At 68.8% G+C, this 23,690-nt stretch carries 22 protein-coding genes; 9 read left to right on the top strand and 13 right to left on the bottom strand.

The window, feature by feature from the left end:
• Positions 1 to 39: 39 nt before the first annotated feature.
• Positions 40 to 1,287: an acetamidase/formamidase family protein gene (locus tag RKE50_RS00600; protein ID WP_350033527.1), complete on the bottom strand. Its 1,248-nt coding sequence runs from the start codon at positions 1,285 to 1,287 to the stop codon at positions 40 to 42.
• 366 nt (positions 1,288 to 1,653) lie between these two features.
• Between RKE50_RS00600 and RKE50_RS00595 the strand changes: the two genes are divergently transcribed.
• From RKE50_RS00595 to RKE50_RS00585, 3 genes are read left to right on the top strand one after another with little or no spacing between them, the layout of a single operon-like run.
• On the top strand, positions 1,654 to 2,238 hold the full coding sequence (locus tag RKE50_RS00595) for a chalcone isomerase family protein (protein ID WP_350033526.1): 585 nt from the start codon (positions 1,654 to 1,656) through the stop codon (positions 2,236 to 2,238).
• Positions 2,235 to 3,197 (top strand): cupin-like domain-containing protein, encoded by a 963-nt coding sequence (locus RKE50_RS00590; protein ID WP_350033524.1) that lies wholly within the window; start codon positions 2,235 to 2,237, stop codon positions 3,195 to 3,197. Before RKE50_RS00595 ends, RKE50_RS00590 begins: the two co-directional genes overlap by 4 nt.
• Positions 3,194 to 4,036, top strand: a complete 843-nt coding sequence (locus tag RKE50_RS00585; RefSeq protein ID WP_350033523.1) for an alpha/beta fold hydrolase — start codon at positions 3,194 to 3,196, stop codon at positions 4,034 to 4,036. Before RKE50_RS00590 ends, RKE50_RS00585 begins: the two co-directional genes overlap by 4 nt.
• A gap of 26 nt (positions 4,037 to 4,062) precedes the next feature.
• On the opposite strand, the gene RKE50_RS00580 is transcribed toward RKE50_RS00585, so the two are convergent.
• Both RKE50_RS00580 and RKE50_RS00575 read right to left on the bottom strand, forming a co-directional pair.
• Complete coding sequence (locus RKE50_RS00580) at positions 4,063 to 4,437, bottom strand: hypothetical protein (RefSeq protein ID WP_350033521.1); 375 nt, start codon at positions 4,435 to 4,437, stop codon at positions 4,063 to 4,065.
• Positions 4,438 to 4,664: 227 nt separating this feature from the next.
• Positions 4,665 to 5,087 (bottom strand): VOC family protein, encoded by a 423-nt coding sequence (locus RKE50_RS00575; protein ID WP_350033519.1) that lies wholly within the window; start codon positions 5,085 to 5,087, stop codon positions 4,665 to 4,667.
• A 297-nt stretch (positions 5,088 to 5,384) separates the two neighbouring features.
• Here RKE50_RS00575 and RKE50_RS00570 point away from each other — a divergent pair, with 297 nt between their 5' ends.
• Positions 5,385 to 6,191 carry a class I SAM-dependent methyltransferase gene (locus RKE50_RS00570; RefSeq protein WP_350033517.1) on the top strand — a complete coding sequence of 269 codons (807 nt, stop codon included), beginning with the start codon at positions 5,385 to 5,387 and terminating at the stop codon, positions 6,189 to 6,191.
• Positions 6,192 to 6,529: 338 nt separating this feature from the next.
• Positions 6,530 to 8,692, top strand: a complete 2,163-nt coding sequence (locus RKE50_RS00565; RefSeq protein WP_350033515.1) for a S9 family peptidase — start codon at positions 6,530 to 6,532, stop codon at positions 8,690 to 8,692.
• 5 nt (positions 8,693 to 8,697) lie between these two features.
• On the opposite strand, the gene RKE50_RS00560 is transcribed toward RKE50_RS00565, so the two are convergent.
• Both RKE50_RS00560 and RKE50_RS00555 read right to left on the bottom strand, forming a co-directional pair.
• Positions 8,698 to 8,991, bottom strand: coding sequence for a type II toxin-antitoxin system RelE/ParE family toxin (locus RKE50_RS00560; protein WP_350033513.1), 294 nt, complete (start codon positions 8,989 to 8,991; stop codon positions 8,698 to 8,700).
• 16 nt (positions 8,992 to 9,007) lie between these two features.
• Positions 9,008 to 9,286, bottom strand: coding sequence for a CopG family ribbon-helix-helix protein (locus RKE50_RS00555; protein WP_350033511.1), 279 nt, complete (start codon positions 9,284 to 9,286; stop codon positions 9,008 to 9,010).
• A 140-nt stretch (positions 9,287 to 9,426) separates the two neighbouring features.
• Between RKE50_RS00555 and RKE50_RS00550 the strand changes: the two genes are divergently transcribed.
• From RKE50_RS00550 to RKE50_RS00540, 3 genes are read left to right on the top strand one after another with little or no spacing between them, the layout of a single operon-like run.
• The gene (locus tag RKE50_RS00550) at positions 9,427 to 10,596 is read left to right on the top strand and encodes a PrnB family protein (protein ID WP_350033509.1); all 1,170 of its coding nucleotides are present in this window, start codon (positions 9,427 to 9,429) and stop codon (positions 10,594 to 10,596) included.
• Entirely contained in the window at positions 10,593 to 11,729 is a 1,137-nt protein-coding gene (locus tag RKE50_RS00545; protein ID WP_350033507.1) for an aminotransferase class V-fold PLP-dependent enzyme, read from the top strand. The genes RKE50_RS00550 and RKE50_RS00545 overlap by 4 nt, the downstream gene beginning before the upstream one ends.
• A 13-nt stretch (positions 11,730 to 11,742) precedes the next feature.
• Positions 11,743 to 12,339 (top strand): acyl carrier protein phosphodiesterase, encoded by a 597-nt coding sequence (locus tag RKE50_RS00540; protein ID WP_350033505.1) that lies wholly within the window; start codon positions 11,743 to 11,745, stop codon positions 12,337 to 12,339.
• Here the strand turns inward: RKE50_RS00540 and RKE50_RS00535 are convergent.
• From RKE50_RS00535 to RKE50_RS00525, 3 genes are all read right to left on the bottom strand, one after another.
• Positions 12,321 to 12,803 (bottom strand): acyl-CoA dehydrogenase family protein, encoded by a 483-nt coding sequence (locus RKE50_RS00535; RefSeq protein ID WP_350033503.1) that lies wholly within the window; start codon positions 12,801 to 12,803, stop codon positions 12,321 to 12,323. The two genes, RKE50_RS00540 and RKE50_RS00535, sit on opposite strands and share 19 nt — an antisense overlap.
• An 84-nt stretch (positions 12,804 to 12,887) precedes the next feature.
• Positions 12,888 to 16,022, bottom strand: a complete 3,135-nt coding sequence (locus tag RKE50_RS00530; RefSeq protein ID WP_350033501.1) for an efflux RND transporter permease subunit — start codon at positions 16,020 to 16,022, stop codon at positions 12,888 to 12,890.
• Entirely contained in the window at positions 16,015 to 17,076 is a 1,062-nt protein-coding gene (locus RKE50_RS00525) for an efflux RND transporter periplasmic adaptor subunit (RefSeq protein ID WP_350033498.1), read from the bottom strand. The genes RKE50_RS00530 and RKE50_RS00525 overlap by 8 nt, the downstream gene beginning before the upstream one ends.
• 369 nt (positions 17,077 to 17,445) lie before the next feature.
• Between RKE50_RS00525 and RKE50_RS00520 the strand changes: the two genes are divergently transcribed.
• On the top strand, positions 17,446 to 17,652 hold the full coding sequence (locus RKE50_RS00520; RefSeq protein ID WP_350033496.1) for a cold-shock protein: 207 nt from the start codon (positions 17,446 to 17,448) through the stop codon (positions 17,650 to 17,652).
• A gap of 68 nt (positions 17,653 to 17,720) precedes the next feature.
• On the opposite strand, the gene RKE50_RS00515 is transcribed toward RKE50_RS00520, so the two are convergent.
• The 5 genes from RKE50_RS00515 to RKE50_RS00495 are packed head-to-tail and all read right to left on the bottom strand — an operon-like array spanning position 17,721 to position 23,511.
• Positions 17,721 to 18,950: a hydrolase gene (locus tag RKE50_RS00515; RefSeq protein ID WP_350033494.1), complete on the bottom strand. Its 1,230-nt coding sequence runs from the start codon at positions 18,948 to 18,950 to the stop codon at positions 17,721 to 17,723.
• Positions 18,947 to 19,741, bottom strand: coding sequence for a DUF1338 domain-containing protein (locus RKE50_RS00510; protein ID WP_350033492.1), 795 nt, complete (start codon positions 19,739 to 19,741; stop codon positions 18,947 to 18,949). The genes RKE50_RS00515 and RKE50_RS00510 overlap by 4 nt, the downstream gene beginning before the upstream one ends.
• 8 nt (positions 19,742 to 19,749) lie before the next feature.
• A complete protein-coding gene (astD, locus tag RKE50_RS00505) occupies positions 19,750 to 21,228 on the bottom strand; it encodes a succinylglutamate-semialdehyde dehydrogenase (protein WP_350033490.1) in 1,479 nt (492 codons plus the stop codon).
• Entirely contained in the window at positions 21,225 to 22,286 is a 1,062-nt protein-coding gene (gene astA / locus RKE50_RS00500; RefSeq protein ID WP_350033488.1) for an arginine N-succinyltransferase, read from the bottom strand. Before astA ends, astD begins: the two co-directional genes overlap by 4 nt.
• A gap of 4 nt (positions 22,287 to 22,290) precedes the next feature.
• Positions 22,291 to 23,511: an aspartate aminotransferase family protein gene (locus RKE50_RS00495; RefSeq protein ID WP_350033486.1), complete on the bottom strand. Its 1,221-nt coding sequence runs from the start codon at positions 23,509 to 23,511 to the stop codon at positions 22,291 to 22,293.
• Between the last annotated feature and the right edge of the window lie 179 nt (positions 23,512 to 23,690).

The following is a 23,690-nucleotide window of genomic DNA, read 5'->3' as shown; positions in this document are numbered from 1 at the left end:
CGACGGCGGCGCGGATCACGACGGCAGCGGCACGAGCGGTCAGTGCCGTTCGCCGGTAAAGATGTCCAGCGGCAGCACGGCGGTGACGCCGACGTTCGGCACGTCGACCAGCTGCCCGATCCGCAGATCGACTGCGACGCTGGCGATCATGTAGGCCTGAGCCCGGTCGTAGCCGTACTCCGTCACGATGTAATCGATCATCGCAGCCAGCGCGTTGCGTGCGGCGAGGTGAACATCAGCGGAGAGGTTCGAGAGGCCGGCGACCCGGTCCGAAGCCAGGTAGGCCATGTTCGCGGGAACGCTGCCCGGCGCTTTGAGCGGGAAACCCGTGACCGCATAGAAGCGTTCGGAGGGGATGCGCAGCACCGACGCGGGACCTTCATAGTGCGGGCCGTGGGACAGGTCCGGCCCACCGTTCACAATGCGCGTGGTCACGGTGAGCTCGCCGCCCATTTCGATGGCCGTCCCGGACACCTCGCCATCGCCCTGGGCGTAGTGAAAGTCACCCACCGCCAGGCCGCAGCCATCGATCTGGCAGGGCAGGTAGACGGTGGTCCCCGTGGTGATGTAGCGGATATCCATGTTGCCGCCGTGCTCCCTCGGCGGGATCGTGCGCAGGCACTCGGAAGCCCGCGTTCCCCCGGGGCCGCACAGCGCTGCGGGCTGCGCCTCAACGGGATCGGGGGGCAGCACTGTGCCGCCCAGTGCCAGCAGTTCCCCTTCCCGCTCGAGCACTTCCGCCAGCAGGCGCTCCCCGGGCAGCGTGGTCACGACGCCGGGGAATGCGGCATTGGGGATACGCACCCCCGGTAACGCATCGCTGACCGCGTATTCCTCATTGATGCGCCAGACGATGAAGCGCCCGTCCTGTCCGAACTGCTCCCCGGCAAAGCCGAAGGGGCCGGCCTCGGTCCAGCCTACGGCCGCCGGCTCCAGCGCCTCGATGGTGACCGCCAGCACATCGCCCGCCCGTGCCCCACGAATGGCGACCGGGCCGGTCAGCGCGTGGACGATGCCGATGCCTTCACGCGGGATGGCCGGCGCGCTGGACAGTTCGTCGGGGTCCAGGGAGAGGTCGAAGGCATCGCGACCGACGAACACGATGCGCTCCCCCGGCTCCGCCGTGGCGACCATCGGTATGGCGGGATGGATCCGGTTCATGCAGGCCGGGTCCTCGGCACAGGCTACTGCGGGGTTGCCGACCGTGACCTCGGCGTTGCTCGCGGCAGCCACGGCGAAGATCGACAGCGGTGCCACCAGGGCGACAGGAAAACGCAGTTTTGACACGGGAAGCACCTCGGTGAGGCCCGCAGGGCCGACGCTTCGATCCTACCGGAAATGCCTCGGCCGCGCCCGTCGACGCCCGGAACGGCCCGCGCCGGTGCATCCTCGAAGACCTTGCGCACCGTCAGGCCCTAGCTGCGCGGCGTGCCCGGGCGTCCGCTCTAAGGCTATCGCAGGCGGCCACGATGACGAGCTGCAGATCGCGGGATGCGGGGGGTGCAGCGTCGAGATCGACTGCCTGCCTGCGCCTCTCCCATCGTCGTTGCCGGGCGAATGTGCGCTACACTGGGCTGTCAGGTAAAGGCTGGAGCCATGGTAGCGTCCCTAGCAACGCCCTCGACCTCGCGCCGGTCCGCGGGAGACCGCCGTTTGTGGCCGCTCCGCGCGCTGCCGGTCCTCGCTCTGTTGTTTGCCTGCGAGACCGTGTGGGCTGCGGCGTTTCCTCAGGCCCTCAGCCTGCACCTGGACGGAGAGCGCCACCAGCTGCAGTTCACGGGCGAGTCCGCGCGTGTGGTTTTCGTCTTCCGGGTCTATGAAATCGCTCACTATGCTGCGATCGAGGACCGCCCGGCACTCACTCCGGAGGCCGTGCTGGCGGATGACCGCAGCAAGGCGCTGATGCTTCACTTTCAGCGGGACCTCGGCGTGGAGCGGATCCGCAGCGAATTCGCAAAGAGCCTGCGGCGCAATGCGCAGCCTGCCTGGCTTGAGGCGGCCGATGACACCATCGAGCGGTTCCTCGCCGGCATCGACCGCGGGGTCACGGCCGGCGACCGGCTGGTTTTCTATTGGCTCGAGGGTGGACGCCTGCGGGTCGAGTTCAACGGCGAGCGAGCTTTCGAGGTGGCGGATATCGCCTTTGCCCGGCTGCTCTGGTCGATCTGGTTCGGCGCGGACCCGGTCTGCGACCGGGAGGCACTGCTGGCCGGCTTGAGCGCGGAGCCGTCACCGTGACACTGTCGCAGGGCGTCCCGGCACAGTCGGTGTTTTCCGGCCAGCCCGCCGCAGCACCGGCGGGGGCCTGCGTCACCGGGCTTCGCTGGCAGCCGCTTCCGCCGGTCAGCCACGAGGGCGGTGCGGCGTTGCGCGAGGCGATCGCCGCTGGCCGGCCGGTCGTCGTGAATGACTTCGCTGTCGACTGGCCCGCCTTCCGGCGCTGGACCCCGGAACGGCTTGCCGAGCGCTTCGGCCAGCGCAGCGTTCGAGTCTACGACGCCAGCTTCGGCGCCCCTGGGCGGCACTACATGGGCAGCATCGCGACCATGAGCTTCGCGGCGTTCCTCGAGGAGACCCAGACCCGCGGGCGCGACCTGCGCATGTTTCTCTACAATCTCTCGCGGCAGCTGCCGGAGCTTCTCGATGATGTCTGCCTCCCTGACGTCGGGCTGCGCTTCTCCCGCCGCTTCGTGTTCAGCTTTTTCGGCTGTCGCGGCAGCACGACGCCGCTGCATTTCGACATCGACATGGCTCATGTGCTCCATGCGGTAATCCGCGGCCGGCGAAGGGTTCGCCTGTTTCCGCCGGAGGCCTCCACGGCGCTCTACCGCCATCCCTGTACCGTGCGCAGCTACGTCGATCTAGACACCCCGGACCTCGGCCGCTTTCCCGCCCTTGCTTGTGCCGCGGGCTTCGAGGTGGTGCTGGAGCCGGGCCAGGCCCTGTACATGCCGCCGGGGTGGTGGCACGAGTTCCACTATCTCGAGGCGGGCATGGGCGTCTCCCTGCGTGCGGCGCCGGCCCGGCTCCGGCTGCGTGCGCTCAGCGCGCGCAACCTGCTCGTCACTTCGCCGCTGGACCGCCTCGCCAATCGCCTGGCTGCGAAAGCCTGGTACCGCTGGAAATGCCGTAGCGCTGCGCGACGCGCAGAGGCGCTTATCGCCGCCGGGGCGGCAAAGGAAGGAACGCAGGTATGAAGACGGGAAAACAGCTGCTCCAGTACGGTCGCTTCGAGATTCCCTTCCGGGTCTACGGCGACCACCCGAACGTATTGCTCTGCGTCAGCGGCGTGCTGCAGACCATGGCCGTGTGGCGCTCGATTACCCGCCGTTTCTCGCCCCATTTCCGGGTTATCGTCTTCGACATGCCGGGCGTTGGCCGCTCGCGCATTCTCCACGGCAACCCGCACGTTACCGTCGAAGAGCAACTCGAGGTAGTGCACGCGCTGGTCGAACACGCTGCCCCCTGCGGAGCACTGACGCTGGCTGGCAGCAGCTGGGGCACCGCGATCGCCGCCGCGTATGCGGCCCGCTACCCGGAGGCGGTGCACCAGCTGGTGCTGAGCAGCTTCGGCATGAAGCCCAATGCGGTGATGGAGGGTATCGTCGCCCATGCACAGGCGCTCTACGATGCGCGCGACTACGCCGCGGGTGCGGACCTCATCATCGACATGTTCGGCCAGCAGATCGGTCCGACCTACAAGCGCCAGATTACCGCGCAGTTCGCCAACCTGAGCGACGACAATGCCGACGTGTTCTACGAGCACTGCCGGAACATCCTGAAGCTTGGCCACCTTCAGGAAACCGTGGACTTGTCCCGCATCCGCGCGCGAACGCTCATCGTCAACGGCGCCGAGGACCGCATCATCGACCTCGACGACATGTGGCTCGCCGAGCGGATGATACCGGATTGCCAATGCCTGCTGGTCGACGGCGTGGGCCACTTCCTGCATTTCGAGCGCCCCGAGCTGCTCGATGACTACGAGGCGTTCATGGTCGCCGGGGCCACCTTCGGGGAGACGCAGCGCGCCGGGTGACCTGCGCCGCCGGCGGGCCCGGTTCTTCAGTGGACGGTGGCAGTGCGCACCATGGCCGGGCGCTGCGCGCCGGTCGCCGGCCTGTGGCGGCCACTCTGCTCGATGCGGCCCATGCCCTGCAGCGTCAGCCGGCGGCAGACGGCGAGGGCGGCCTCGCGGTCAGCGCCGTTGCGGGCGAGGTGTTCGACCAGGGCACTGGCACCGGAGATCACGACGATGGCCAGCCGTGTTTCGCGTAGCTGCACCAGCAGCTCGATGAGCTGCTGTGCCGTCTCGTGGTAGCGGTGCAGAAGGCCGGCATCGGCCACCGGGTTGGCCATGAGGTAGATGCCCGCCGCCTCCAGCGCGGTGCCGGCAGCCCGCACGCGCTGCGGTGTGGGGACTGCCGGTTCTGCCTGCATTTGGTCACAGAGGCCGAGCCACAGCGATCGGGCCGCTTCCGTGTCTTCGAGCAGTGAGTGACGGTGTGTTTTGCAAAGGAATTTCAAGCGCATGGTCGCCCCCGTTGTCTGGCACAGGCCCCGGTCGGGGGTCCTTCAGCAATAAGATAATGCGAACAATTCGCATTTGCAATTGATCTGGGTCAAGGCGAGGCAAGCCAGTGCAGCAGGGCAGGGGCGCCGGCCTGTCAGGGCCGTTCGTTCAGCCAGCTGAAGAACTCCACCGTGTACCCCCCGGGGTCAGCGACCAGGAAGGCGCGAATCGGGTTGTCCGTGCTGTTCGCAACGGGCTTCAGGATCTCGATATCGCCGCGGTCCCGCAGGCGTTCGTACCACGCGTCCACGTCGGCCGTTACGATGCTGAGCATGACCGCGTTCTCCTCGCGAGCCGGGTGGTAGGCCTGCTCACCCTCCCGCACGATGCCGACGACCGCCGTCGACGTCAGGCGGAACAGTTTTGCCGACGCGGACTCGTAGATAGTCTCCAGCCCGAGCGCGTCGCCGTAGAAAGCCGACGCCGGGCCGAGGTCCCGGTAGTAGAGCATGATGACCGTTTCGTCGATCGATGGACGGGCCAGCCCTGTCGCTGCCTTTGCTTCTGCCTGTGCCATGGCGACTCCCGGGAGAACGGATAGCGCGAGACTGCAACCGAATGCTGCCAGCCAGCTGCGACGCCGCCCGGGGGCCGGGGACCGGGTGCGGGCTGACAGCATCGCCACAAGGGGCAGGCTGGCGAAAAGGCGAGGATGCATCGCGGTATGGGTTGCGCTCCTTAGATGAAGGGTCAGCGTAGCACAGGGCAGCACAGCGACCGGCCACCTGTGCCTGTTTTGGTGTATGCTTCCGCGCGGCCTGCCGGCGTGCTCCGGCTTGCGGCCCTAGAAAAACAGCTGCAGAGCGACCCGCCCATGGAAGTACATACCGGTAACCTGCACGTGCGCGCCGTCAAGCGCGTGTTCCGCAAAAAGGTCAAGCTCATGCCGCCCGCGGTTGCAGAGGACTGGCTCGACAAGCTGCGGAACGTCTATCGGGACCTCGGGGAGCTGGAGTTCCACCCGCTGCAGACAGACCCCGCCATCGTGCCCAGCACGGCGGTGGTGGACCAGGTGCAGGGCCCGAGCAAGGCCGACCCGGTGACCTTCCGCGGCAGCGGGGCGATGGACGCCTACCGCTACCTGACCGAGCTCGCCGAGCTGGGCTTCGATATCACCCGGGCCGAGCGCATGCTGGATTTCGGCTTCGGCACCGGGCGCGTGCTCGTGCACTTCCTGCCCCTCAAGCTCGAGCGCTGCGGTTGTGACGTCAACCAGGTGTCCTACGACTGGACGAAGCAAACTCTCGGCGCGCATGCAGACCTGTCCATGTCCCGGCTGGAGCCGCCGCTTGCCTACCCGGACAACCACTTCGACCTGATCATCGCCACCTCGGTATTCACGCACATTCCCCTGGCCCTGCAACCGGGCTGGATCGCCGAGTTCCAGCGCATCCTCAAGCCCGGCGGCTACGTCTCGGTCACCGTGCACGACCCGGGCAAGGTGCCGAAGCGGTCGCGGGCGCGGGGCTGGCACGAGACGGGGAAGGCGCGCGGCATCCACATGCGTGCCCTGCTGACGGAAGACAGGCTAAAGGAGCTCTGGGGCGCGTCGCTCGACTGCCTCGCCGTGCGCCGCTATCCCGCCTCACAGGCCCGCGTGATTTCCCGGAAACCCGCCTGAGGACAAGCCGCAGCTCGTTTTGCCGATGCGTTCCTGCCCTCAAAGTTGCCGTAGGGGAACTCGTGCAGCGCGCGCTCTTCCTCGCAGAAGATGATCATGCGGTAGGCCCTCCCACCGATCTGCTGTCCGCTCCCGGGTGGGCGCCCCTGCGTTAGCGACCCCGGCAGGTTGAACGGGCTCGCATATTGCGACCCGCATCCGTTTCGGTGAGCTTCCTGCTATGCTCGCTGGATATTGACCTGGGGCAGGTGCCACGGTCGCTACGACAGGGGGACGTGAACGTGATAGCCGGTAACCGTGGGGGTCTTTTCCCTGCTGCCTTTCCCCGCGTCGGGCGCATGCTCCGCTGCGGGGCCGCGCTCGGACTCGCGCTGGCGCTTCCAGCCGCGGCACTGGACGGCAAAGCACTGGACCTGGCGACGATCTTCACCAGCGATACCTTCACCGCCAGGATGCCCGGCGCCCTCCAGTGGCTGCCGACGGATGCGCGCTACGCCTATCTCGACAGTGGCGCCGACGGTCCGGCCCTCATCAGCCACGACGTCGTCAAGGGCAGGGGGCGTGTGCTGTCCCTTGCCGCGGTGCCGGGGCTGCCGGCGGGATTGCAAGTAACGGACTACCAGTGGCATGCCGGCCGCGATGTGCTGCTGCTGCGCGGCCCGGTCACCAACGACTGGCAGGGCCACGGCAGCGCCCGCTGGTACCACTATGCTGTCGAAGCCGGGCGCGCCCGCCCGCTGCGCGATGACGATCGGCCGGTGCAGCTGGTCAAGCTGTCCCCGGACGGGCTGCATGCCGGTTACGTCCTCGACAACAACCTCTACGTGGTCGACCTGCGCACGGGCGAGACCACGGCGGTCACCGGTGACGGCGACGAAGCTGTCTTCAACGGCATCTTTGACTACGGCAGCACCGAGTTCGGCTGGCTGGACGGCTGGCGCTGGTCCCCTACCGGGGGGCGGATTGCCTACTGGCGCATGGACGCCGGCGCGGTACCGCGCTATCCGCTGATCGACGAGCTGCACAGCTACCCGCGTGTGCGCGATTTCCACTACCCGAATACGGGTGAGGTGCACGCCGTGAATGCGGTGCGTGTCTACGACCTGCGCACGGCGAAGACCAGCGCGATCGACATCGGCCACGATGCCGATGATTACCTGCCCCAGCTGCACTGGGACTCTACCGGCGAGCACCTCTACGTCCAGCACCTGACCCGGGACCACAAGACCCTGCGCCTGTGGCGCGCGGGAGCGGACGGGGAAGGCGTGGAACTCCTGCACACGGATACGGATCCCGCCTGGATCGATATCACCGATGATTTGACCCCCCTCGCCGACGGTTCCGTGCTCTGGACCAGCGAAGACAGCGGCTGGCGGCATCTCTACCGCATTACAGCGGATGGCAAGGCCCAACCGCTCACCTCGGGTGAGTGGACCGTGGGCGACGTGATCGGCGTCGACGAGAAGGAAGGGTGGGCATACTTCTACGCCAAGCGCGAGTCGCTGATCGACCAGCACGTCTACCGCGTTGCGCTGAACGGGGGGGCGGTGGAGCGCGTGACCAGCGCGCCGGGCTGGCACCGGTGGCAGCTCTCGCCGGACGGCCGCTACGCCCTGGCCACCCACTCAGATGCGCGCACGCCACCCACGCTGCAGCTGCTTGCTGCGGACGGCGAGCGCCTGTCGGTGCTCGCGGATGACGCGGTTCCGGCCTTCGACGACTACGCCATGGCGCACACGGAGTTCGTCTCCTTCGAGACAGACGACGGCATCGAGCTCAATGCCTTCGTCATCAAGCCGCCGGATTTCGACCCGGCGAAGCGTTACCCTGTGATCGCCTATGGCTACGGCAACGCCGGCTCGCAGGTCGTCGTGAACCGCTGGGGCACGCAGCGCGGTCCTACCCAGGACCTGTGGCACCGCTACCTGGCGCAGGAAGGTTACGTGGTGTTCGCCATGGACAACCGCACCACGACCGGGCGCGGCAAAGCGGCGAAGAACCTGACCTACGGCGAGTATGGCAAGTGGGCGGTGCTCGACTACATCGAGGGGGTCGACTACCTGAACTCGCTGCCCTGGATCGACGGCGACCGTATCGGCTTCTGGGGCTGGAGCGGCGGCGGTTACCTAGCGGCAGCACTCATGACCAAGGCCGCGCCGCTGTTCAAGGTGGCGGTGAGTGTAGCGCCGGTGATCGACCTCACCCGCTACCAGGCGGTGGGCGTGGAACGCTGGATGGGAACCCCCGCGGAGAACCCCGAAGGCTACGCCCGGGTGAACCTGGTGAACTACGCAGACCGGCTGCAGGGCAAGCTGCTGCTCATCCACGGCACCGGCGACGAGAACGTGAAGTTCGCTTTCACGCTGCAGTTCGCGGATGCCCTGATCCGCGCGAACAAGCAGTTCGATATGCTGGTCTACCCCAACCAGCGCCACGGCATCGCCGACCATCGCCTGCATGTCTTCAGCACCATGACGCGCTACTTCCGCGAGCACCTCTAGCGCAGTCAGCGCGAGTAGCCGGCCTCCCGCTGGCTTCGCAGCGCCAGTACGAAGACCGTGTCAATGGCAGCGATGTAGCAATAGAGGGCGACGTAGCCGCGGGCGTTGCTACCGATGATGAGCTCCCGGAGGTCGCCCTGCACGAGGCGTCCGATCGCCGGGTTGTGCTCCAGTACAGAAAGCGCGTCAATCAGTTCGCGCAGTCTCTGCTGGAGATGGGCGGCGTCGTGGTCCTCCAGATGCTGCAGAATGCGCTCGATATCGTCGCCGACCTCTGGTGCCAGTTCGATGCGGGCCACTGTTTCCCGGGCCGGGCTACAGCTTGCGAGTGCGAGGCCGCCTGGTGCGTTTGCCGGCGCGGCGGTTTTCGAGGTAGTTACGCATCTCCGGCCAGGAAATGGCCTCGCCCGTCGAGACAAGGTTATCGTAGCGCGCTTCCGCCTCGGCGATGAAACTCCCTTGCTTTTCCTCGGCGTCGACACGTTCCGCGATGGCCTGGATGATCAGGGCATGGGGCGTCAGGCCTGCCTTCCGCGCCGCCTCACCAAGGCGTTTCTTGAGTTGTTCCGGCAGGCGAATCGTTGTCGTGCTCATGCTGCGTTCCCCTTCCATGCTATGCGAAGAATGTAGCACAGCTGTGCTATCCGTAGGTGATCATCTTCGGCTCACCGTGCAAGTTTGCCGCCGGGGCGGAGGATACAGCTCCCACGGTGCTTCACACGTATAATCCCCGCATGACCACCAACGCCGAACGCTTCGACCACTGGATTCGCAGCACCTTTGCGGAACTCAATACACGGCTCGAAGAAGCCTATTTCGCGCAGGCAGACCGCGCACAGGTCGCCGGGGTCGGGGAGGACCTGAAGGCCCGGCTCAAGGTCGAGGGCAACGAACACGTCGCCCGCCTGCTGGCCGAGGGCAACACGGACGAGGGCTTCGATGCGGGCTTCGACCTGCTCGGCAACGTCGGCCTGTTCATGGCCGCCTGTGCCCGCCACGGTGCGGCGGACCAGGACGCGAAGGATGGCGGGCTGCCCGAGGCCTCGGCCCTGGCCCTGCAGCTCGGCGCCAGCCTGGGCGTGACGCCGCGCTTTGCCACCAGCCACCTCACCACCCACAACCGCGCCGTGGATGGCCGCTACAAGAGCTTCACCACGCTCCGCGACGAGTACCTGTTCACCGACTACAACACGCGCGGCATCCTCGGTTACAAGGCCGCGGCCGATGCGCTGCTGCGCAGTCTGCCCCTGGGCGTGCGGCACCCGGTGACCGCGGACCTCCTGCGCATGGCGAAGAGCGCGCTGGCCGGTGTGGTCGCTTCCAATGAGCGTCTCTTCGCCGAGCTCGACACGGACCGCTTCTTTTACTGCGTGCGCCCCTACTTCAAGCCGCACCGGGTCGCCCAGCACGTGTACCGCGGCGCCAACGCGGGTGACTTCGCAGGCATCAACGTCATCGACATGCTCCTCGGCCTCTGCCGTGCCGACCATGCGTACTACTCGCAGCTGCTCGTGGACAAGTTCCTCTACATGATGCCCGAGGACCAGGTCATCCTCCGCGACTGCATGCGCCGGCGCAGCCTGATGGATGATTTTCTCGACCTGCCGGAGGCGGCGCGCCGGGCGTCACCCTGCCGGGAGAACCTCGCCCTGTTCCTCGAGGTCTGCGAACTGCATGGGCAGACGGCGGCACAGCACCACGACCAGCTGGTGGCGAAGTTCATCGAGAAGCCGGCCGAGCATATCGGCGAGCAGCACCAGGACAACCTCACCGCGAGCGGGCCGCCGCTGCCGGTGCTCATGCGCGCGCTGGCGAGACTGCGGGACCTGCGCCAGGCGGCCGACCGCGAGGATATCCCCTCGCGCCACCCCGATATCCGGCGGCTGCGGGAGAGCCTGGCATGAGCCCGGAAGCCTCGGCCCTGCGCGACCGTTTTGATCTTGGCCCGGGTACCTACCTGCTCAACCATTCCGTCGGTCGACCGCCGGTGGATAGCCGGGAGGCCTTCGCGGCGGCGTTCTACGATCCCTGGGCGGGCGGCGCCGGCGAACCCTGGCCCGCCTGGCTGCAGGCGGTGGAGCGCTTTCGGGCCGCGCTGGGCGAGCTGCTGGGCGCGCGCGGTGACGACCTCTGCCCGCAACCGGACGTTTCCACCGGCTTTGCGCGGGTGCTCCAGTGTGTGCCCGGCCTCACCACGCGCCGGGAAATCCTGCTCAGCGAGCGCGCCTTCCCCTCCCTGGGCTTTGTGGCAGAGCGGGCGCGCAGTCTCGGCCTCGCGCCGCGCTTTCTACCGGCGGCTGTCGACGAGCGCGACCCGGCGGCCTGGCGGGCAGCGCTTGGCGACGACACGGCGCTCGTGCTGGTGACGCAGGTGCAGTCGAACACGGGCGTCCAGGTGCCGGTGCAGGCCGTCTGCGCAGCCGCCCGCGAGGCCGGTGCGCTCAGCGTCGTGGATGCGGCGCAGGCGGTGGGCATCCTGCCGGTCGACGTGCGGGCCATCGGCGCGGACTTTCTGCTCGGCTCCTGCGTGAAGTGGCTCTGCGGCGGGCCGGGTGCCGGTTTCCTCTGGGTAGCCCCGGCGCTGGTCGAGCGCTGCGAGCCGGATGCGGTCGGCTGGTTCTCCCACGCAGACCCGTTTGCCTTCGACATCCATGACTTCCGCTACCACCCGGGAGCCTTGCGTTTCTGGGGCGGCACGCCGTCGATCGCTCCCTACGCGATTGCGGCGCACAGCATCGAGCGCCTGCAGGAGATCGGCCTGACCCGCATCCGCGGCCACAACCTTGCCCTGGGCGACCGGCTGCGCGCGGGCGTGCCCGCCGAAGGCCGCGTCTCTCCGGCGGATCCGGACGCGCGCAGCGGGACGGTGATCCTCGATTTCGGCAGCGCCAACGACAGCGTGGCCGATGCCTTCGCCGCCGCCGACGTACAGGTGGATCGGCGGGCCCTGGGCTTCCGCCTGTCGCCGCACATCTACAACGATGAGCCGGACATCGACCGGGCGCTGGAGGCGCTGCGCGCGGCGGGCGTCGCCTGAGCGCGGGTTCCTCGTGAACTACCTCGCCCACGCCCTGCTTGCCCAGCCCGACCCGGGCGCGCTGATCGGCAATGTCGCCGGCGACCATGTCAAGGGCCCGCTCGAGGGGCAGGCGCTGCACCCGCGCGTTGCGGCCGGTGTCCGCCGGCACCGCCGGGTCGATGCGCTGACCGACGCACACGACGCCTATGGCGAGGCCCTGGCCGTTTTCCCCGCAGGCCAGAGGCGTTTCGCGGGCGTGGCCCTGGACATCGCTTTTGACTACTTTCTGTGTCGCCACTGGCATCGCTTTGCCGCGGAGCCCCTGGAACCGTTCCGCCAGGCGGTCTACCGGGTCATCCACGAGTACCGCCCCTGGCTGCCCGCGGGTTTTGCGAGCCTGGGGCCGGCCTGGGCGGACGCGCAGTGGCTGCGCGCCTACGAGACCCTCGAGGGCGTCGCCGCCGTGCTGGAACGGCTTGCCGAACGGCGCCGGCGGCCGCTGCCGGTGGCGGCTCTCGTGGACACGGTGGCCAGCGAAGAGGCGGGCCTTGAGGCGTGCTTCCTGCTGGTCTTCGCCGACGTCCAGGCGGCGATCGCCGCAGAAGGGGTTCAGGCGCCGGCGAGATAGGCGCTGACCCGGTCGAGCTGTTCCTGTTGCTGCTTCAGCTCCAGCGCGACCTCGGTCATGGCGAAGGCGGAGCGCGTCTCAGCGCGCATCAGCGGCTCGAGCCAGTGCGCTTTCTGGGCCTCGCTGCCGAACATGTGCAGCACCTCCATGTTGCCCGTGTCCGGCGCGTTGCAGTTGAACACCTCCGAGGCCCAGGGCACGCGGCCCATGATCTCGGCGAGCGGCGCATACTCGAGGTTGCTGAGGCGCGTGCCGGGCTCTCCGTCTTTCAGGGAGGGCAGGAACAGGTTCCACAGCCCCTCGTCGCGGGCGAGTTCCTTCAGGTCCTCCATGAAGGACACCGGGTACTGCCCGGCGCTTACCTCCGCGCGCCAGGCCCCGAGCCGCGGGAGAATGTAACGGTCCATGAACTGCCAGAGCTGCTGGCGCAGGGCTTCGACGCGTGGGCTGTAGCTGAAATCCATGGGCGGTCTCCCGGGCCGACAACGCCGGGAGCATAGCAGCTCAGGGCATCGTCCCCGAGTTCACCCCGGGGGTTGGCGTCGCGCTCAGGATGTCCGCGCCAGCCGGGGCCGGGCGACGGCCCGCCGGATATCCTGTGACACGTAGTACAGCGTCGGCACCAGGAACAGCGTGACCGCCGTCGAGAAGAACACGCCGAAGGCCACGGAGGTGGCCATGGGTTTGACGAACTGGGCCTGGATCGACGTCTCCAGCTGGATCGGCAGCAGGCCGATGAAGGTGGTGAGGGAGGTCAGCATGACGGCGCGGAACCGGGTCGGGCCTGCCTCCAGCACCGCCTCCTCCCAGTCATGTCCCTCGTCGATGAAGTGGTTGATGAAGTCCACCAGCACGAGGCTGTCGTTGACCACCACGCCCACCAGCCCGATGATGCCGATGGCCGAGAGGATGCTCACGTCCATGCCGAGAATCAGGTGGCCGAGGAAGGCACCGGTAACGCCGAAGGGGATCACGGACATGATCAGCAGCGGCTCGAGGTAACTCTTCAGCGGAATCGCCAGCGCCGCGTAGATGAGCAGCAGCACCAGCAGGCCGCCGTAGAGCAGGGCCTGGGAGGTGTCGCGCTGCTCTTCCACTTCGCCGGCAACGGTGTAGCGCACGGAGGGGTGCCGGGCGAGGATGTCGGGCAGCATGTCGCGCTCGATCAGGTCCATCACCTCCGTGGTGGAGATCAGCGCCTTGTCGACGTCGGCCTGCACGTCCACGACCCGCGACAGGTCGATGCGGTTGATCACGCTGAGGCCCGCCTGTTCCCGCGCGTGGCCGACCACGGAGAAGGGGGCGCGGTTGCCGTTCGGCAGGCTGATCCAGAGTTCCTGCAGCGTGTCGAGCTGCGTGCGGTCCTCTTCCGGAAGGCGCACGTAGACGCGCACCTCGTCGCGGCCGCGCTGCACCCGCTGCACCTCGGCGCCGAAGAAGGCCTGGCGCACCTGCCGGGCCAGCTCCACGTCCGTGAGGCCCAGGGCCTCGCCCTCGGGCGTCACGCGGATATCCAGCTCCCGGCCGCCGGCATTGAAGCTGTCGCGGATGTCGCGCACGCCGTCGACCTGGGCCATCTGCAGCTTGAGCTCGCTCGCCGCCTGGCGCAGCTGCTCGAGGTCGCGGCCACGCAGCTGCACATCGATCGGCGAACCGCCGGGGCCAGCCGCCGCGTCGAGGCGGAAGGAGCGCACCCCATGCAGCGTGCCGAGCTCCTCGCGCAGCCAGCCGCCGAGTTCCACCGAGTCGATGTCACGCTCTTCGCTCACGATGAGCTCGATGATCAGCCGCGCCGAGGTGTCGGTCTCCGAGAGCAGGTGCAGCGTGCGGATGACATCGCGGCCCGCGGGGTCCTGGGCCTTGAAGCGCTCGTTCATCGCCCGGGCCGCGTCCTCGATGCGCCCGGCATAGTCGTGGGTCCGCTGCCAGGGCGTGCCCTGGGGCATGTCGAGGTTGATCTCGATGGCGTCCGAGGGCACGGAGGGGAAGAACACCACGCGCAGGATTCCCGCGGGCACCAGGGCGAGGCAGACCATGAGGCCGGCGAGGAACAGGGCCAGGGTGGTGTAGCGGTAATGCACGGCCTTCGCCAGCATTCGGCGGTAGGGCCCGCGGGCGAAGGCGATCATGCCCCGGGAGACGCGCTGCTGGAAGCGCCGCACGGGGCCCAGCCGGTCGCCCGGCTGCGGGACGCGGATGTGGCGCAGGTGCGCGGGGAGCACCAGCTTGGTCTCGATGAGCGAGAAGACCACGCAGAAAATCACCACGTAGCCCAGCTGCGACAGGATGCGCGCAAAACCCTCGGTGAGGAACAGGCTCGGCCCGAAGGCCACGGCGGTAGTCAGGGCGCCGAAGACCGTGGCGGTGGTCACGCGCTGCACCCCGCCGACGACGCTGTCGACGCCACGGCCCTCATTCTCGAGCGAGGTATAGGCGCTCTCCGAGGTGACGATGGCGTCATCCACCAGCAGGCCGAGCACGAGGATGAAGCCGAAGACCGAGAGCACGTTGATGGACACGGGCAGGCCGAGGAAGCCGATGGTCGCCAGGCAGCCGAGCACGGCGAAGGGGAGGCCGACGACGACCCAGAAAGCCAGGGCGAGGTCGAGAAACAGGGCGAGGGCAATGATCACCAGGATCGCCCCGGACGCGGCGTTGCGCAGCATGAGCTCGATACGGCCGCGGAGGATCCGGCTCTGGTCACCCCAGGCCTGAAGTCCGATGCCCTCCGGCAGTTCCGCCCGCTTCTCCGCCACGTAGTCCTTTACCAGCGCGGTGATCTCGAGGACGTCCTGCGCCCCGACGCGATCGATATCGAAGGTCAGCGCGGGTTCGCCGTTCACCCGCGATAGCACCGGCTGATCGGCGAAACCGTCGCGGACCGTGGCGATGTCGCCGAGGCGGATGCGCGTGCCGTCGTCGCGGCTGATGAGCGTGAGCTGCTCGAACTCCCGGCCGCGGTAGGCCTGGGACGTCGAGCGCAGGGTGATCGCGCCGGCATCGGTGCGCAGGAGGCCCCCGGGCAGGTCCCGGGAGCGCTGCTGGATGGCGTTCACCACGGCATCGAAGGTGAGTCCGTAGCGGCGCATGCGCTCGTCTGACAGCTCGATCGAAATCTCGTAGTCGCGCTCGCCGAGCACCGCGATCTCGCTGATGTTGCCGAGGGCGAGAATCTCTTCGCGGATTTCCTCGGCGAGTTCCTTGAGTTTCGTCGGCTCGATCTCGCCGAACAGGCTCACGCGGATCGCCCCGGTGGCGGCCTCGATCTCCTCGACGATGGGCTTCTCGGCGTCGGCGGGGAAGGAGGAGATGCCGTCGACGCGCACCTTGGCGAGGTTCACGGCCTTTGCCATGTCGCTGCCGGGCTCCATGCGCACCGTCACCACGCCCACCCCTTCCCGGGCCTCGCTGCGGATCTCCTTGATGCCGACGATATCGCGCACCGCCTCCTCGATGCGCAGGATGATGCCGCGTTCTACCTCTTCCGGGGAGCTGCCGGGGTAGGGCACGGTGACCGTGAAGGTCTCCGTGGGGAAGGAGGGGAAAACCTCCTTGTCGAGGGCCTGCATGGCGTAGAGGCCCGCGACCACCACGATGAGCAGGAGCAGGTTGGCGGCGACGGGGTTGCGCGCCATCCATGCGACGGCGCCGCGCCGGCGGTCGGGCGGGGTGTATTCAGCCATCGAGGAGCGCGACCGCCATGCCGTCGAACATCAGGTCGAGGCGGGTGGTCACCACCCGGTCGCCGTCTGTGAGGCCGTCCGTTACCAGGGCGCGGCCATCGCTCAGGCGTGCCACGGTCACGGCGCGGCGCTCCAGCGCCCCGTCAGCAAAAACGAAAACGTCCTCCCCGTGCAGGGCGTCCTGCGGCAGCTCCACGGCACGCTCCACCGGTTGACCGGGGATCTCGGCGCGAACGAAGAGGCCGAAGGGCAGCGTCTGCTCATGGCGGCTGCCGTCCAGCGGGTCCTCGACCTCCAGCACCACGGGCACGACCCGCGTCGCGGTGTCGAGGCGTGCCTCGATGCGCACGAGCCTGCCGGTCCAGCGTGCTTCCCGGGTGCCGCCCTCGGCGAACAGCGCCACCGGCGCCGGCGCGTCGCCGTCGATGAATGCGATGTCCTTCGCGAGGACGGGCAGGCGAATCTCGGCCCGCTCGGCACCGAGCACCCGGCCGACGGCGGTGCCGGCGCTGATGAACTGGCCCAGCTCCACGCGCTGCTCGTCGATCACGGCGCGGTAGGGCGCCGTGATTTCCGTGTTGGTGAGATCGCGCTCGGCGCGGGCGATGCGCGCCCGCGCGGCGGCGACGGTCGCCTCCGCCTCGTCGATGCGGGCGGACTGGCGCAGGGCCTTCGCATCGGCCAGGGCCAGCTCGGCGCTGGCGAGGGCCTGCCGCGCTTCGGCCAGGGCCAGCTCGTAATCGGTGCGGTCGATGCGAAGGAGCGGCTCGCCGGCCTCGACCACGACGCCGGGTTCGAACTTCGGCGACTGCCAGAGGATACGCCCGGATACCTGCGCGGCCAGCTCCAGCTCCCGCCAGGCGGTGACGTTGCCGTGGGCGACGACGGTGACCGGCACGGTGCCGAGGCGGATGGTGTCCACCTCCACCAGGGGCGGCGGCGTGGCCACGTTGCGCGCCTCCAGCTGGGGCCGGCTCTTGATCATGAACACGGCGATGGCGGCTGCGACCGCGAGAATGAGCAGGGGCCTTGCGAGGCCCAGGAGTCGTGACATCAGGAGCTGCGTTCCGTTGGCTGTGGTGCTAATGGTTTGCGACGCGCCTTCCCGTCGCCCGCATGCTGTTACGCAGGGGGCTGGGTCTTGGCTTTCGCGGCGCCGCGCCCCCGATTATGCCACGGTGCGTCGGGCCTCCGGTGCCTTCGGGGCTGCCGTGAGAAAACTCTTGTGAAAAAGTGCGATCTTTTTGCCGCGATCGGTGCTATGCTGGTTACGTTTGAGAATTGCAGCACTATGTCCTCTGAGTTCGTCCCGGCCCCTGCGGCCCACGTCCGATTTGTCCATAAGGCCCCGCAAGACTTCAAGCACGACCGCCCCTCGTGGGCAAACCTTATTGGATAGTATTGGAAAGAAAGGATAGACATCATGGCAACTTCCACCGGCACGGTTAAGTGGTTCAACGAGTCCAAGGGCTTCGGCTTCATCGAGCAGGACAACGGCCCGGACGTGTTCGCGCACTTCAGCGCGATCAACGGCAGCGGCTTCAAGACCCTCCTCGAGGGCCAGAAGGTCTCCTTCGAGGTGACCCAGGGCCAGAAAGGCCCGCAGGCGTCGAACATCGAAGTCGTCTGAGCCAGCCAGGTTGACAGAAAAGGCCCGCGCGAGCGGGCCTTTTTTTTGCCTGTCGTTTGCTGAACCGGTCAGGCCGGTGACCAGTCCCCCGCCGCCAGCCGCAGCAGCAGCAGCGCGCTCAGCTGTCCGCGCTCGACCAGGCTGGAAACACGCATCCACTCGTCGCTCGAATGGATGTTGCCGCCGTGTACCCCGAGCGTATCGATGTTGGGCACACCGGCGGCGGCGAGGTTGTTGCCGTCGCAGCAGCCGCCGGTCGGCTTCACGGCGAGCTCCACGCCGAGGCTCGCACCGCAGGCCCGGGCCAGGTCGAAGAGGCGTTCATTGGCGGGCCCCGGTACCTTGGGCGGGCGGGTGAAACCGCCGTGCAGCTCGAGGGAGAGGCCGTCGCGCGCGTTCAAAGTGTCGATGATCGCCGCGAGCTCCCGCTCGCACCAGGCCGTGTCCTCGGGCTCCTCCACGCGGATATTGAAGCGGCCCACGGCCGTGTCCGGGACGATGTTCACGGCGCCGCCACCGTGCACGAAGCCCGGGTTGAAGGTGACGCCGGGGCGCTGTCCGTTGAGCTCGTCAATCGCCACCAGCGCCTCGCTGAGCAGGCGGATGGCGTTGCGGCCGAGGTGGTGTTCCCGGCCCGCATGGGCGGCGCGGCCGGCTGCGAGCAGGGCGAAGTTGCCGGAGCCCTTGCGGCGGCCGGCGAGGCTGCCGTCGGGGAAGCTCGGCTCGTAGATCAGGCCCACGTCGGCGCGCTCGGCGGCCTCGCGGATCCACGGCGCGGACACCGGCGAGCCGATCTCCTCGTCCGGGTTCAGCAGCACCTCCCAGCCGATCTTCCCCGCGAGCGGGCTGCGCTCGAGGGCGAGGAGGGCGCGGTGCATGAGCACCAGGCCGCCCTTGAGGTCGGCCACGCCCGGGCCGCCGAGCGTGTCGCCGTCGATTTCACGCACGGCCTGGAAGGGGTGGTCTTTCGGGAACACGGTATCCATGTGCCCGCAGAGGAACACCTGGAAGGGCGCGTCCGGGCGCTTGCGCAGGCGCAGTCCGTCGCCGAGACTGCGCTCGCGCAGGGCGCCGTCGTCGTCGAGCACTTCCAGGGGCGGTGAGGGCAGCACGGTGCTCTCTGCGTCGAGGTCCGCGAACAGCGCTGCGAGCGCCTCCCGCACGCGATTCACGCCCGCGGCGTGGTAGCTGCCGGAATTGATCTCGGCCAGCGCGATGGTTTCCGCGCGCATGGTGTCAGCGCCCTCGGCCACGAAGGCGAGGGCATCGTCGCGGGCCCTGGCGTCGAGACCGCTCATGCGCCCGCGTCCGTGCTTTCGAAGATCTTGTCGGCGCTCGCCTCCACGAAGCCCTGGTAGAGGCTGCCGTCGGCCTGCGGGTAGCGGCAGGCGAACTCGTAGAAGCAGCCGGGAATGACCTGCTCGCCGTCGCTGAAGCGCACCGGCACCCGGTCGGCGAGGGTCGAGGACTGCTCCAGCAGCACCGCCGGGGAGCCCTTGATCTCACCCCCGGAGTCGTTGAGCGCATAGCCGGCGCGCTTCAGCGCGGCGTTCACCGCGGCGACCGAGTCGAAGCCCGGCAGGTCGTTCACGCTCACGGTGAAGTGGTTAGCGCGGTAGCCGTGGGCGGCGAGCCAGGCGGCGTACTCGCTCTCCTTTCGCAGCGCGGTATAGCTGGCGAAGGGCAGGTCCCAGGGGCGACCGCCGAACAGGAAGGCTGGCTGGTCCGCGGCACCGGCCGGCACCTGCTCGCAGAGCGGCAGCACGGTGTCGCGCAGCGCGCCTGAGCACTCGTCGAGCAGCAGCTCGCTGATGAAGATCTTCGGCTGGGCCGGGTCCGGGTGGCGGTAGTAGCGTGCGCGGAGCTTCTTGGCACGGAACCGGTAGTGGTCGCCGAGCTCGTAGCCCAGGGCCTCGAACAGCGGGTGCAGGGCATCGACGCCGAGCTCTTCTGTCGCGAAGGTGCGCAGGGCGACGTGATCGTTGACGATGGGCGCGCCGCCGCCGAGCAGGGCGTGGATGCCCTCGGCGCTCGGTGCGTGCGCGAGGAAATCGTCCCAGAGGCGGGCGAAGAAGGTGTTCGGGTCCATGGGGCGGGTCAGTCCTCCTGGCTCCAGGGGGTGCCGGGCACCGGGTTCTCCGGCAGCGCCACGGCCGGCAGTTCCACGGACGCCACCGGGTAGGCGCAGTAGTCCGCAGCGTACCAGGCGCTGGGCCTCAGGTTACCGGAGTCGCCGACGCCGCCGAAGGGCGCCGCGCCGCTGGCTCCGGTGGTCGGACCGTTCCAGTTCAGGATGCCGGCGCGCAGCCGCTCCCGGCAGTAGCGGTAGCGGTCCTCGTCGTCGCCGATGACGCCGGCGGCGAGACCGTAGCGGGTGGCGTTGGCGCCGGCGATGGCCTCGTCGAGGTCGGCGTAGCGGAGCACCTGCAGCAGCGGGCCGAAGCGCTCCTCGTCCGGGAGGTCGTCGCCGAGGGCGCTGACCTCGACGATGCCCGGGGCGAGGAAGGCCGCGCCGCGCGGGTCGCCGGCAAGCGGCTGCAGGGCCTCGGCGCCCGCCGCGAGCAGGTCGTCCTGCGCGGCGAGCAGACCCGCAGCGGCGTTCGCGGAAATCACCGGCCCGAGGAAGGGGGCCGGTTCGTCGTCCCAGGCGCCGAGGCGCAGGCCCCGGGTCGCGGCCAGCAGTTTATCGAGGAGCGCATCGCCGTCCGCGCCCGCGGGCAGGAACAGGCGCCGGGCGCAGGTGCAGCGCTGGCCGCTGGTGATGAAGGCCGACTGGATGATCGTGTGGGCCGCCGCGTCCAGGTCGGTCACCCGGTCGACGATGAGCGGGTTGTTGCCGCCGAGTTCCAGCGCCAGGAGCTTGCCGGTCTGCCCGGCGAACTGGCGGTGCAGGAGCTGGCCGGTTTTCGCGCTGCCGGTGAACAGCAGCCCGTCGATCTGCGGGTGCCCGGCCAGCGCTTCGCCGGTACCGACGGCGCCCTGCACGAGGTTGAGCACGCCCGCGGGCAGGCCGACCCGGTGCCAGAGCTCGACCATGGCCGCGCCCACGGCGGGGGTGAGGTCGCTGGGCTTGAACACGATGCTGTTGCCCGCGAGCAGCGCCGGCACGATGTGGCCATTGGGCAGGTGCCCCGGGAAATTGTACGGGCCGAACACCGCCAGCACGCCGTGCGGGCGGTGGCGCAGGGCCGCGGTGCCGGCGCCCATGGGCTGGCTGCGGGTGCCGGCGCGCTCGGCCTGGGCATCGATGGAGAGCCTGACCTTGCCGACCATGGCGCCGATCTCCGTCCGCGCCTCCCAGAGCGGCTTGCCGACTTCCGCGGCGAGGAGCCGCGCCAGCCGCTCGCTGTCGGCCTTCACGGCCGCGGCGAAAGCCTCGGCGAGGGCGACGCGTTCGTCCAGCGGGCGCCTGCCCCAGGCCGGGGCGGCCTCGCGCGCCGCGCCGACAGCGGCGTCGACATCGGTGGGGGTCGCCGCCCGGCCCTCCCAGAGCACCGTGCCGTGCGCCGGGTCCGTGGAGCGGAGCGGGTCGCCGCTGCCGGCATGCCACTGGCCGTCCCAGAAATGACTGTTCATGCGGCGTGCTCCTCTCGCCATTCACGTAGTTGTCGGGCCGGCAGGGACAGCGCCCGCAGCCGGCCGCCACTGTCCGTGCGCAGGGCGGCGGCCGTGGCGGCGTCGATCTGCAGCGTGCCGTTGTCGTCGATGCGGTAGCCGGCGAGGGTGGCGCGAAAGCCGGCGCACTCGCCGTTGGTCAGCAGCGCCGTTGGCGCCTCCTCCGGCAGGCGGTCGATGACGGCGACGCTCTCCTCCCAGCTCGCCGCCACGGAGCCGATGGCCTCGCGCCGGGCTTCCACGGTGGGGCCGGCATCGAACGGGTCGATATAGCCGCGCCAGAGAAAACCCTCGCGCTCCAGCATGCGCAGCGCGGGCACGGTCTGCGCGTGCACCTTGCCGATCACCGCCTGCGCCGCCTCGTCGAGCAGGCTCACGTACACGGGGTAGTGCGGCATGAGCTCGGCGATGAAGGACTTCTGGCCCATGCCGACGCGGTGCACCGCGTCGGCGAGATCCATGGAGAAGAAGTGCTTCTGCAGCCAGCCCCAGAAGGGCGAGCGTCCGTCCTCGTCGCTCACGCCGCGCATCTCCGCCATCACGGTGTCGGCGAAGAACAGCGGGTGCTGGGCCATGAACAGGAAGCGGAAGCGCGACAGCAGGAAGCCGTTGCGCCGCTGCCGGGCCTCGGGGGTGAGGAACAGCGTGCAGATCTCCGTGGCGCCGGAGTAGTCGTTGCACAGCGTTAGCACGTCCACGGTATTGTGGATGCCGAGCTCGCGCGAGGTGTGCACGACCTTGCTCAGGTGGTAGTGGTAGACCGCGTCCTCCGTACCCACCCGTGCCTCGATACCGCTGGTGCCGACGACGGCGCCGCTCTCACTGTCTTCCATAACGAACAGGAAGCCCGCGTTGCCGCGCGCGTCCGGGCCCTCGGCAAACGCCTGCCGGGCGCGCTCGATGCGCACCTGGAGCTGCGGCTCGTTCTTCGGCAGCGAGGTGAAGCCGTGGCCGGACTCGTAGGCGAAGCGGACGAGGGCCGGGAAGTCCCGGGCCTCGATGGGCCGGATGACCATCATGGCGTCAGCTCGCGGCCGCGGCCGGTTCTGTGACGGCGGCCACGCCCTCGGCGAAGCGGCGCAGGCCCTCGTCGATGTCCGCCTCGGGGATCACCAGCGACGGTGCGAAGCGCACCACGTCGGCACCGGCCACGAGCACCATGGTGCCCGCCTCCAGCGCGGCGTTGAGGAAATCCCGCGCACGGCCGGCGTAGGCCGGGGCGAGGGCCGCGCCGAGGAGCAGCCCCTGACCGCGGATTTCGCTGAATACGTGGTGCTCGGCGTTGATGGCTTCGAGCGTGGCGCGGAAGCGCTCGCCGCGTGCCTTCACGCCGTCGAGGACCTCCGGCGTGTTGATGAGGTCGAGCACGGTTTCGCCCACGGCGCAGGCCAGCGGGTTGCCGCCGTAAGTGCTGCCATGGGTGCCGACCTTGAAGCTCTCGGCGATGGCCGCCGTGGTGAGCATGGCGCCGATGGGGAAGCCGGCGCCCAGGGCCTTGGCGCTGGAGAGGATGTCCGGCGTGACGCCGGCGCCCTCGTAGGCGTAGAGGTGGCCCGTGCGGCCGACGCCGGTCTGCACCTCGTCGAAGACCAGCAGCGCGTTATGCCGGTCGCAGAGCTCGCGCACGCCGGCCAGGAAACCGGGCACCGGGTTGATGATGCCGCCCTCGCCCTGCAGGGGCTCGAGGACCACGGCGCAGGTGCGGTCGGAGATGACCGCCTCGAGGGCGGCGAGGTCGTTGTAGGGCACGTGGTCCACGGCGCCGGGGCGCGGGCCGAAGCCCTCGGCGTAGGCCGGCTGGCCGCCGACCGTGACCGTGAAGAAAGTGCGGCCGTGAAAGGCGCGCTCGAAGGCAATGATCTGGTCTTTCTCCGGGCCGTAGTGGTCCACGGCCCAGCGCCGCGCCAGCTTGAGGGCGGCCTCGTTCGCCTCGCCCCCGGAGTTGGCGAAGAAGACCCGGTCCGCGAAGGTGGCGTCAACGAGCTTGCGCGCCAGGCGCAGCGCCGGCTCGTTGGTATAGACGTTGGACAGGTGCCAGAGCCGGTCGGCCTGCGCCTTCAGGGCGCCCACGACGGCGGGGTGGCAGTGGCCCAGGCAGTTCACGGCAATGCCGCCGGCGAAATCGATGTACTCGCGGCCGTCCTGGTCCCAGAGGCGCGAGCCTTCGCCACGCACCGGGATGACGGCGGCGGGGTTGTAGTTGGGCACCATGACCTCGTCGAAGGTCGCGCGGGTTACCTGCATGGCTTCTACCTCTTCCTGTTTCCTGTGGCGGCGGTTGCGCTCTTGTCTCTCGCGACTGTGGTACGTCCTGGCTGTTGCCTGTCGTCGTGACCGTTGCCTGGTGTGACTGCTGAATGTTGTGACTGCGTCTCAGTCTACGCGCGGCCCCTGTCATACTGAATAGCCGAACCGTGCGGATT

This window comes from Pseudohaliea sp. (assembly GCF_040217025.1).
In the GTDB taxonomy this organism is placed as follows: Bacteria; Pseudomonadota; Gammaproteobacteria; order Pseudomonadales; family Halieaceae; genus Pseudohaliea.
Note: the sequence above shows the minus strand (reverse complement) of the source record. Positions and strands in the feature narration are given on the sequence as shown.

What these genes read in the sequence shown, in the direction of transcription:
- RKE50_RS00585 (WP_350033523.1), top strand. Translation starts at nt 3,194, where the DNA reads ATGAAGACGGGAAAACAGCTGCTCCAGTACGGTCGCTTCGAGATTCCC.
- RKE50_RS00580 (WP_350033521.1), bottom strand. Translation starts at nt 4,437, where the DNA reads ATGCAGGCAGAACCGGCAGTCCCCACACCGCAGCGCGTGCGGGCTGCC.
- RKE50_RS00575 (WP_350033519.1), bottom strand. Translation starts at nt 5,087, where the DNA reads ATGGCACAGGCAGAAGCAAAGGCAGCGACAGGGCTGGCCCGTCCATCG.
- RKE50_RS00570 (WP_350033517.1), top strand. Translation starts at nt 5,385, where the DNA reads ATGGAAGTACATACCGGTAACCTGCACGTGCGCGCCGTCAAGCGCGTG.
- RKE50_RS00565 (WP_350033515.1), top strand. Translation starts at nt 6,530, where the DNA reads ATGCTCCGCTGCGGGGCCGCGCTCGGACTCGCGCTGGCGCTTCCAGCC.
- RKE50_RS00555 (WP_350033511.1), bottom strand. Translation starts at nt 9,286, where the DNA reads ATGAGCACGACAACGATTCGCCTGCCGGAACAACTCAAGAAACGCCTT.
- RKE50_RS00550 (WP_350033509.1), top strand. Translation starts at nt 9,427, where the DNA reads ATGACCACCAACGCCGAACGCTTCGACCACTGGATTCGCAGCACCTTT.
- RKE50_RS00545 (WP_350033507.1), top strand. Translation starts at nt 10,593, where the DNA reads ATGAGCCCGGAAGCCTCGGCCCTGCGCGACCGTTTTGATCTTGGCCCG.
- RKE50_RS00535 (WP_350033503.1), bottom strand. Translation starts at nt 12,803, where the DNA reads ATGGATTTCAGCTACAGCCCACGCGTCGAAGCCCTGCGCCAGCAGCTC.
- RKE50_RS00530 (WP_350033501.1), bottom strand. Translation starts at nt 16,022, where the DNA reads ATGGCTGAATACACCCCGCCCGACCGCCGGCGCGGCGCCGTCGCATGG.
- RKE50_RS00525 (WP_350033498.1), bottom strand. Translation starts at nt 17,076, where the DNA reads ATGTCACGACTCCTGGGCCTCGCAAGGCCCCTGCTCATTCTCGCGGTC.
- RKE50_RS00520 (WP_350033496.1), top strand. Translation starts at nt 17,446, where the DNA reads ATGGCAACTTCCACCGGCACGGTTAAGTGGTTCAACGAGTCCAAGGGC.
- RKE50_RS00515 (WP_350033494.1), bottom strand. Translation starts at nt 18,950, where the DNA reads ATGAGCGGTCTCGACGCCAGGGCCCGCGACGATGCCCTCGCCTTCGTG.
- RKE50_RS00510 (WP_350033492.1), bottom strand. Translation starts at nt 19,741, where the DNA reads ATGGACCCGAACACCTTCTTCGCCCGCCTCTGGGACGATTTCCTCGCG.
- astD (WP_350033490.1), bottom strand. Translation starts at nt 21,228, where the DNA reads ATGAACAGTCATTTCTGGGACGGCCAGTGGCATGCCGGCAGCGGCGAC.
- astA (WP_350033488.1), bottom strand. Translation starts at nt 22,286, where the DNA reads ATGATGGTCATCCGGCCCATCGAGGCCCGGGACTTCCCGGCCCTCGTC.
- RKE50_RS00495 (WP_350033486.1), bottom strand. Translation starts at nt 23,511, where the DNA reads ATGCAGGTAACCCGCGCGACCTTCGACGAGGTCATGGTGCCCAACTAC.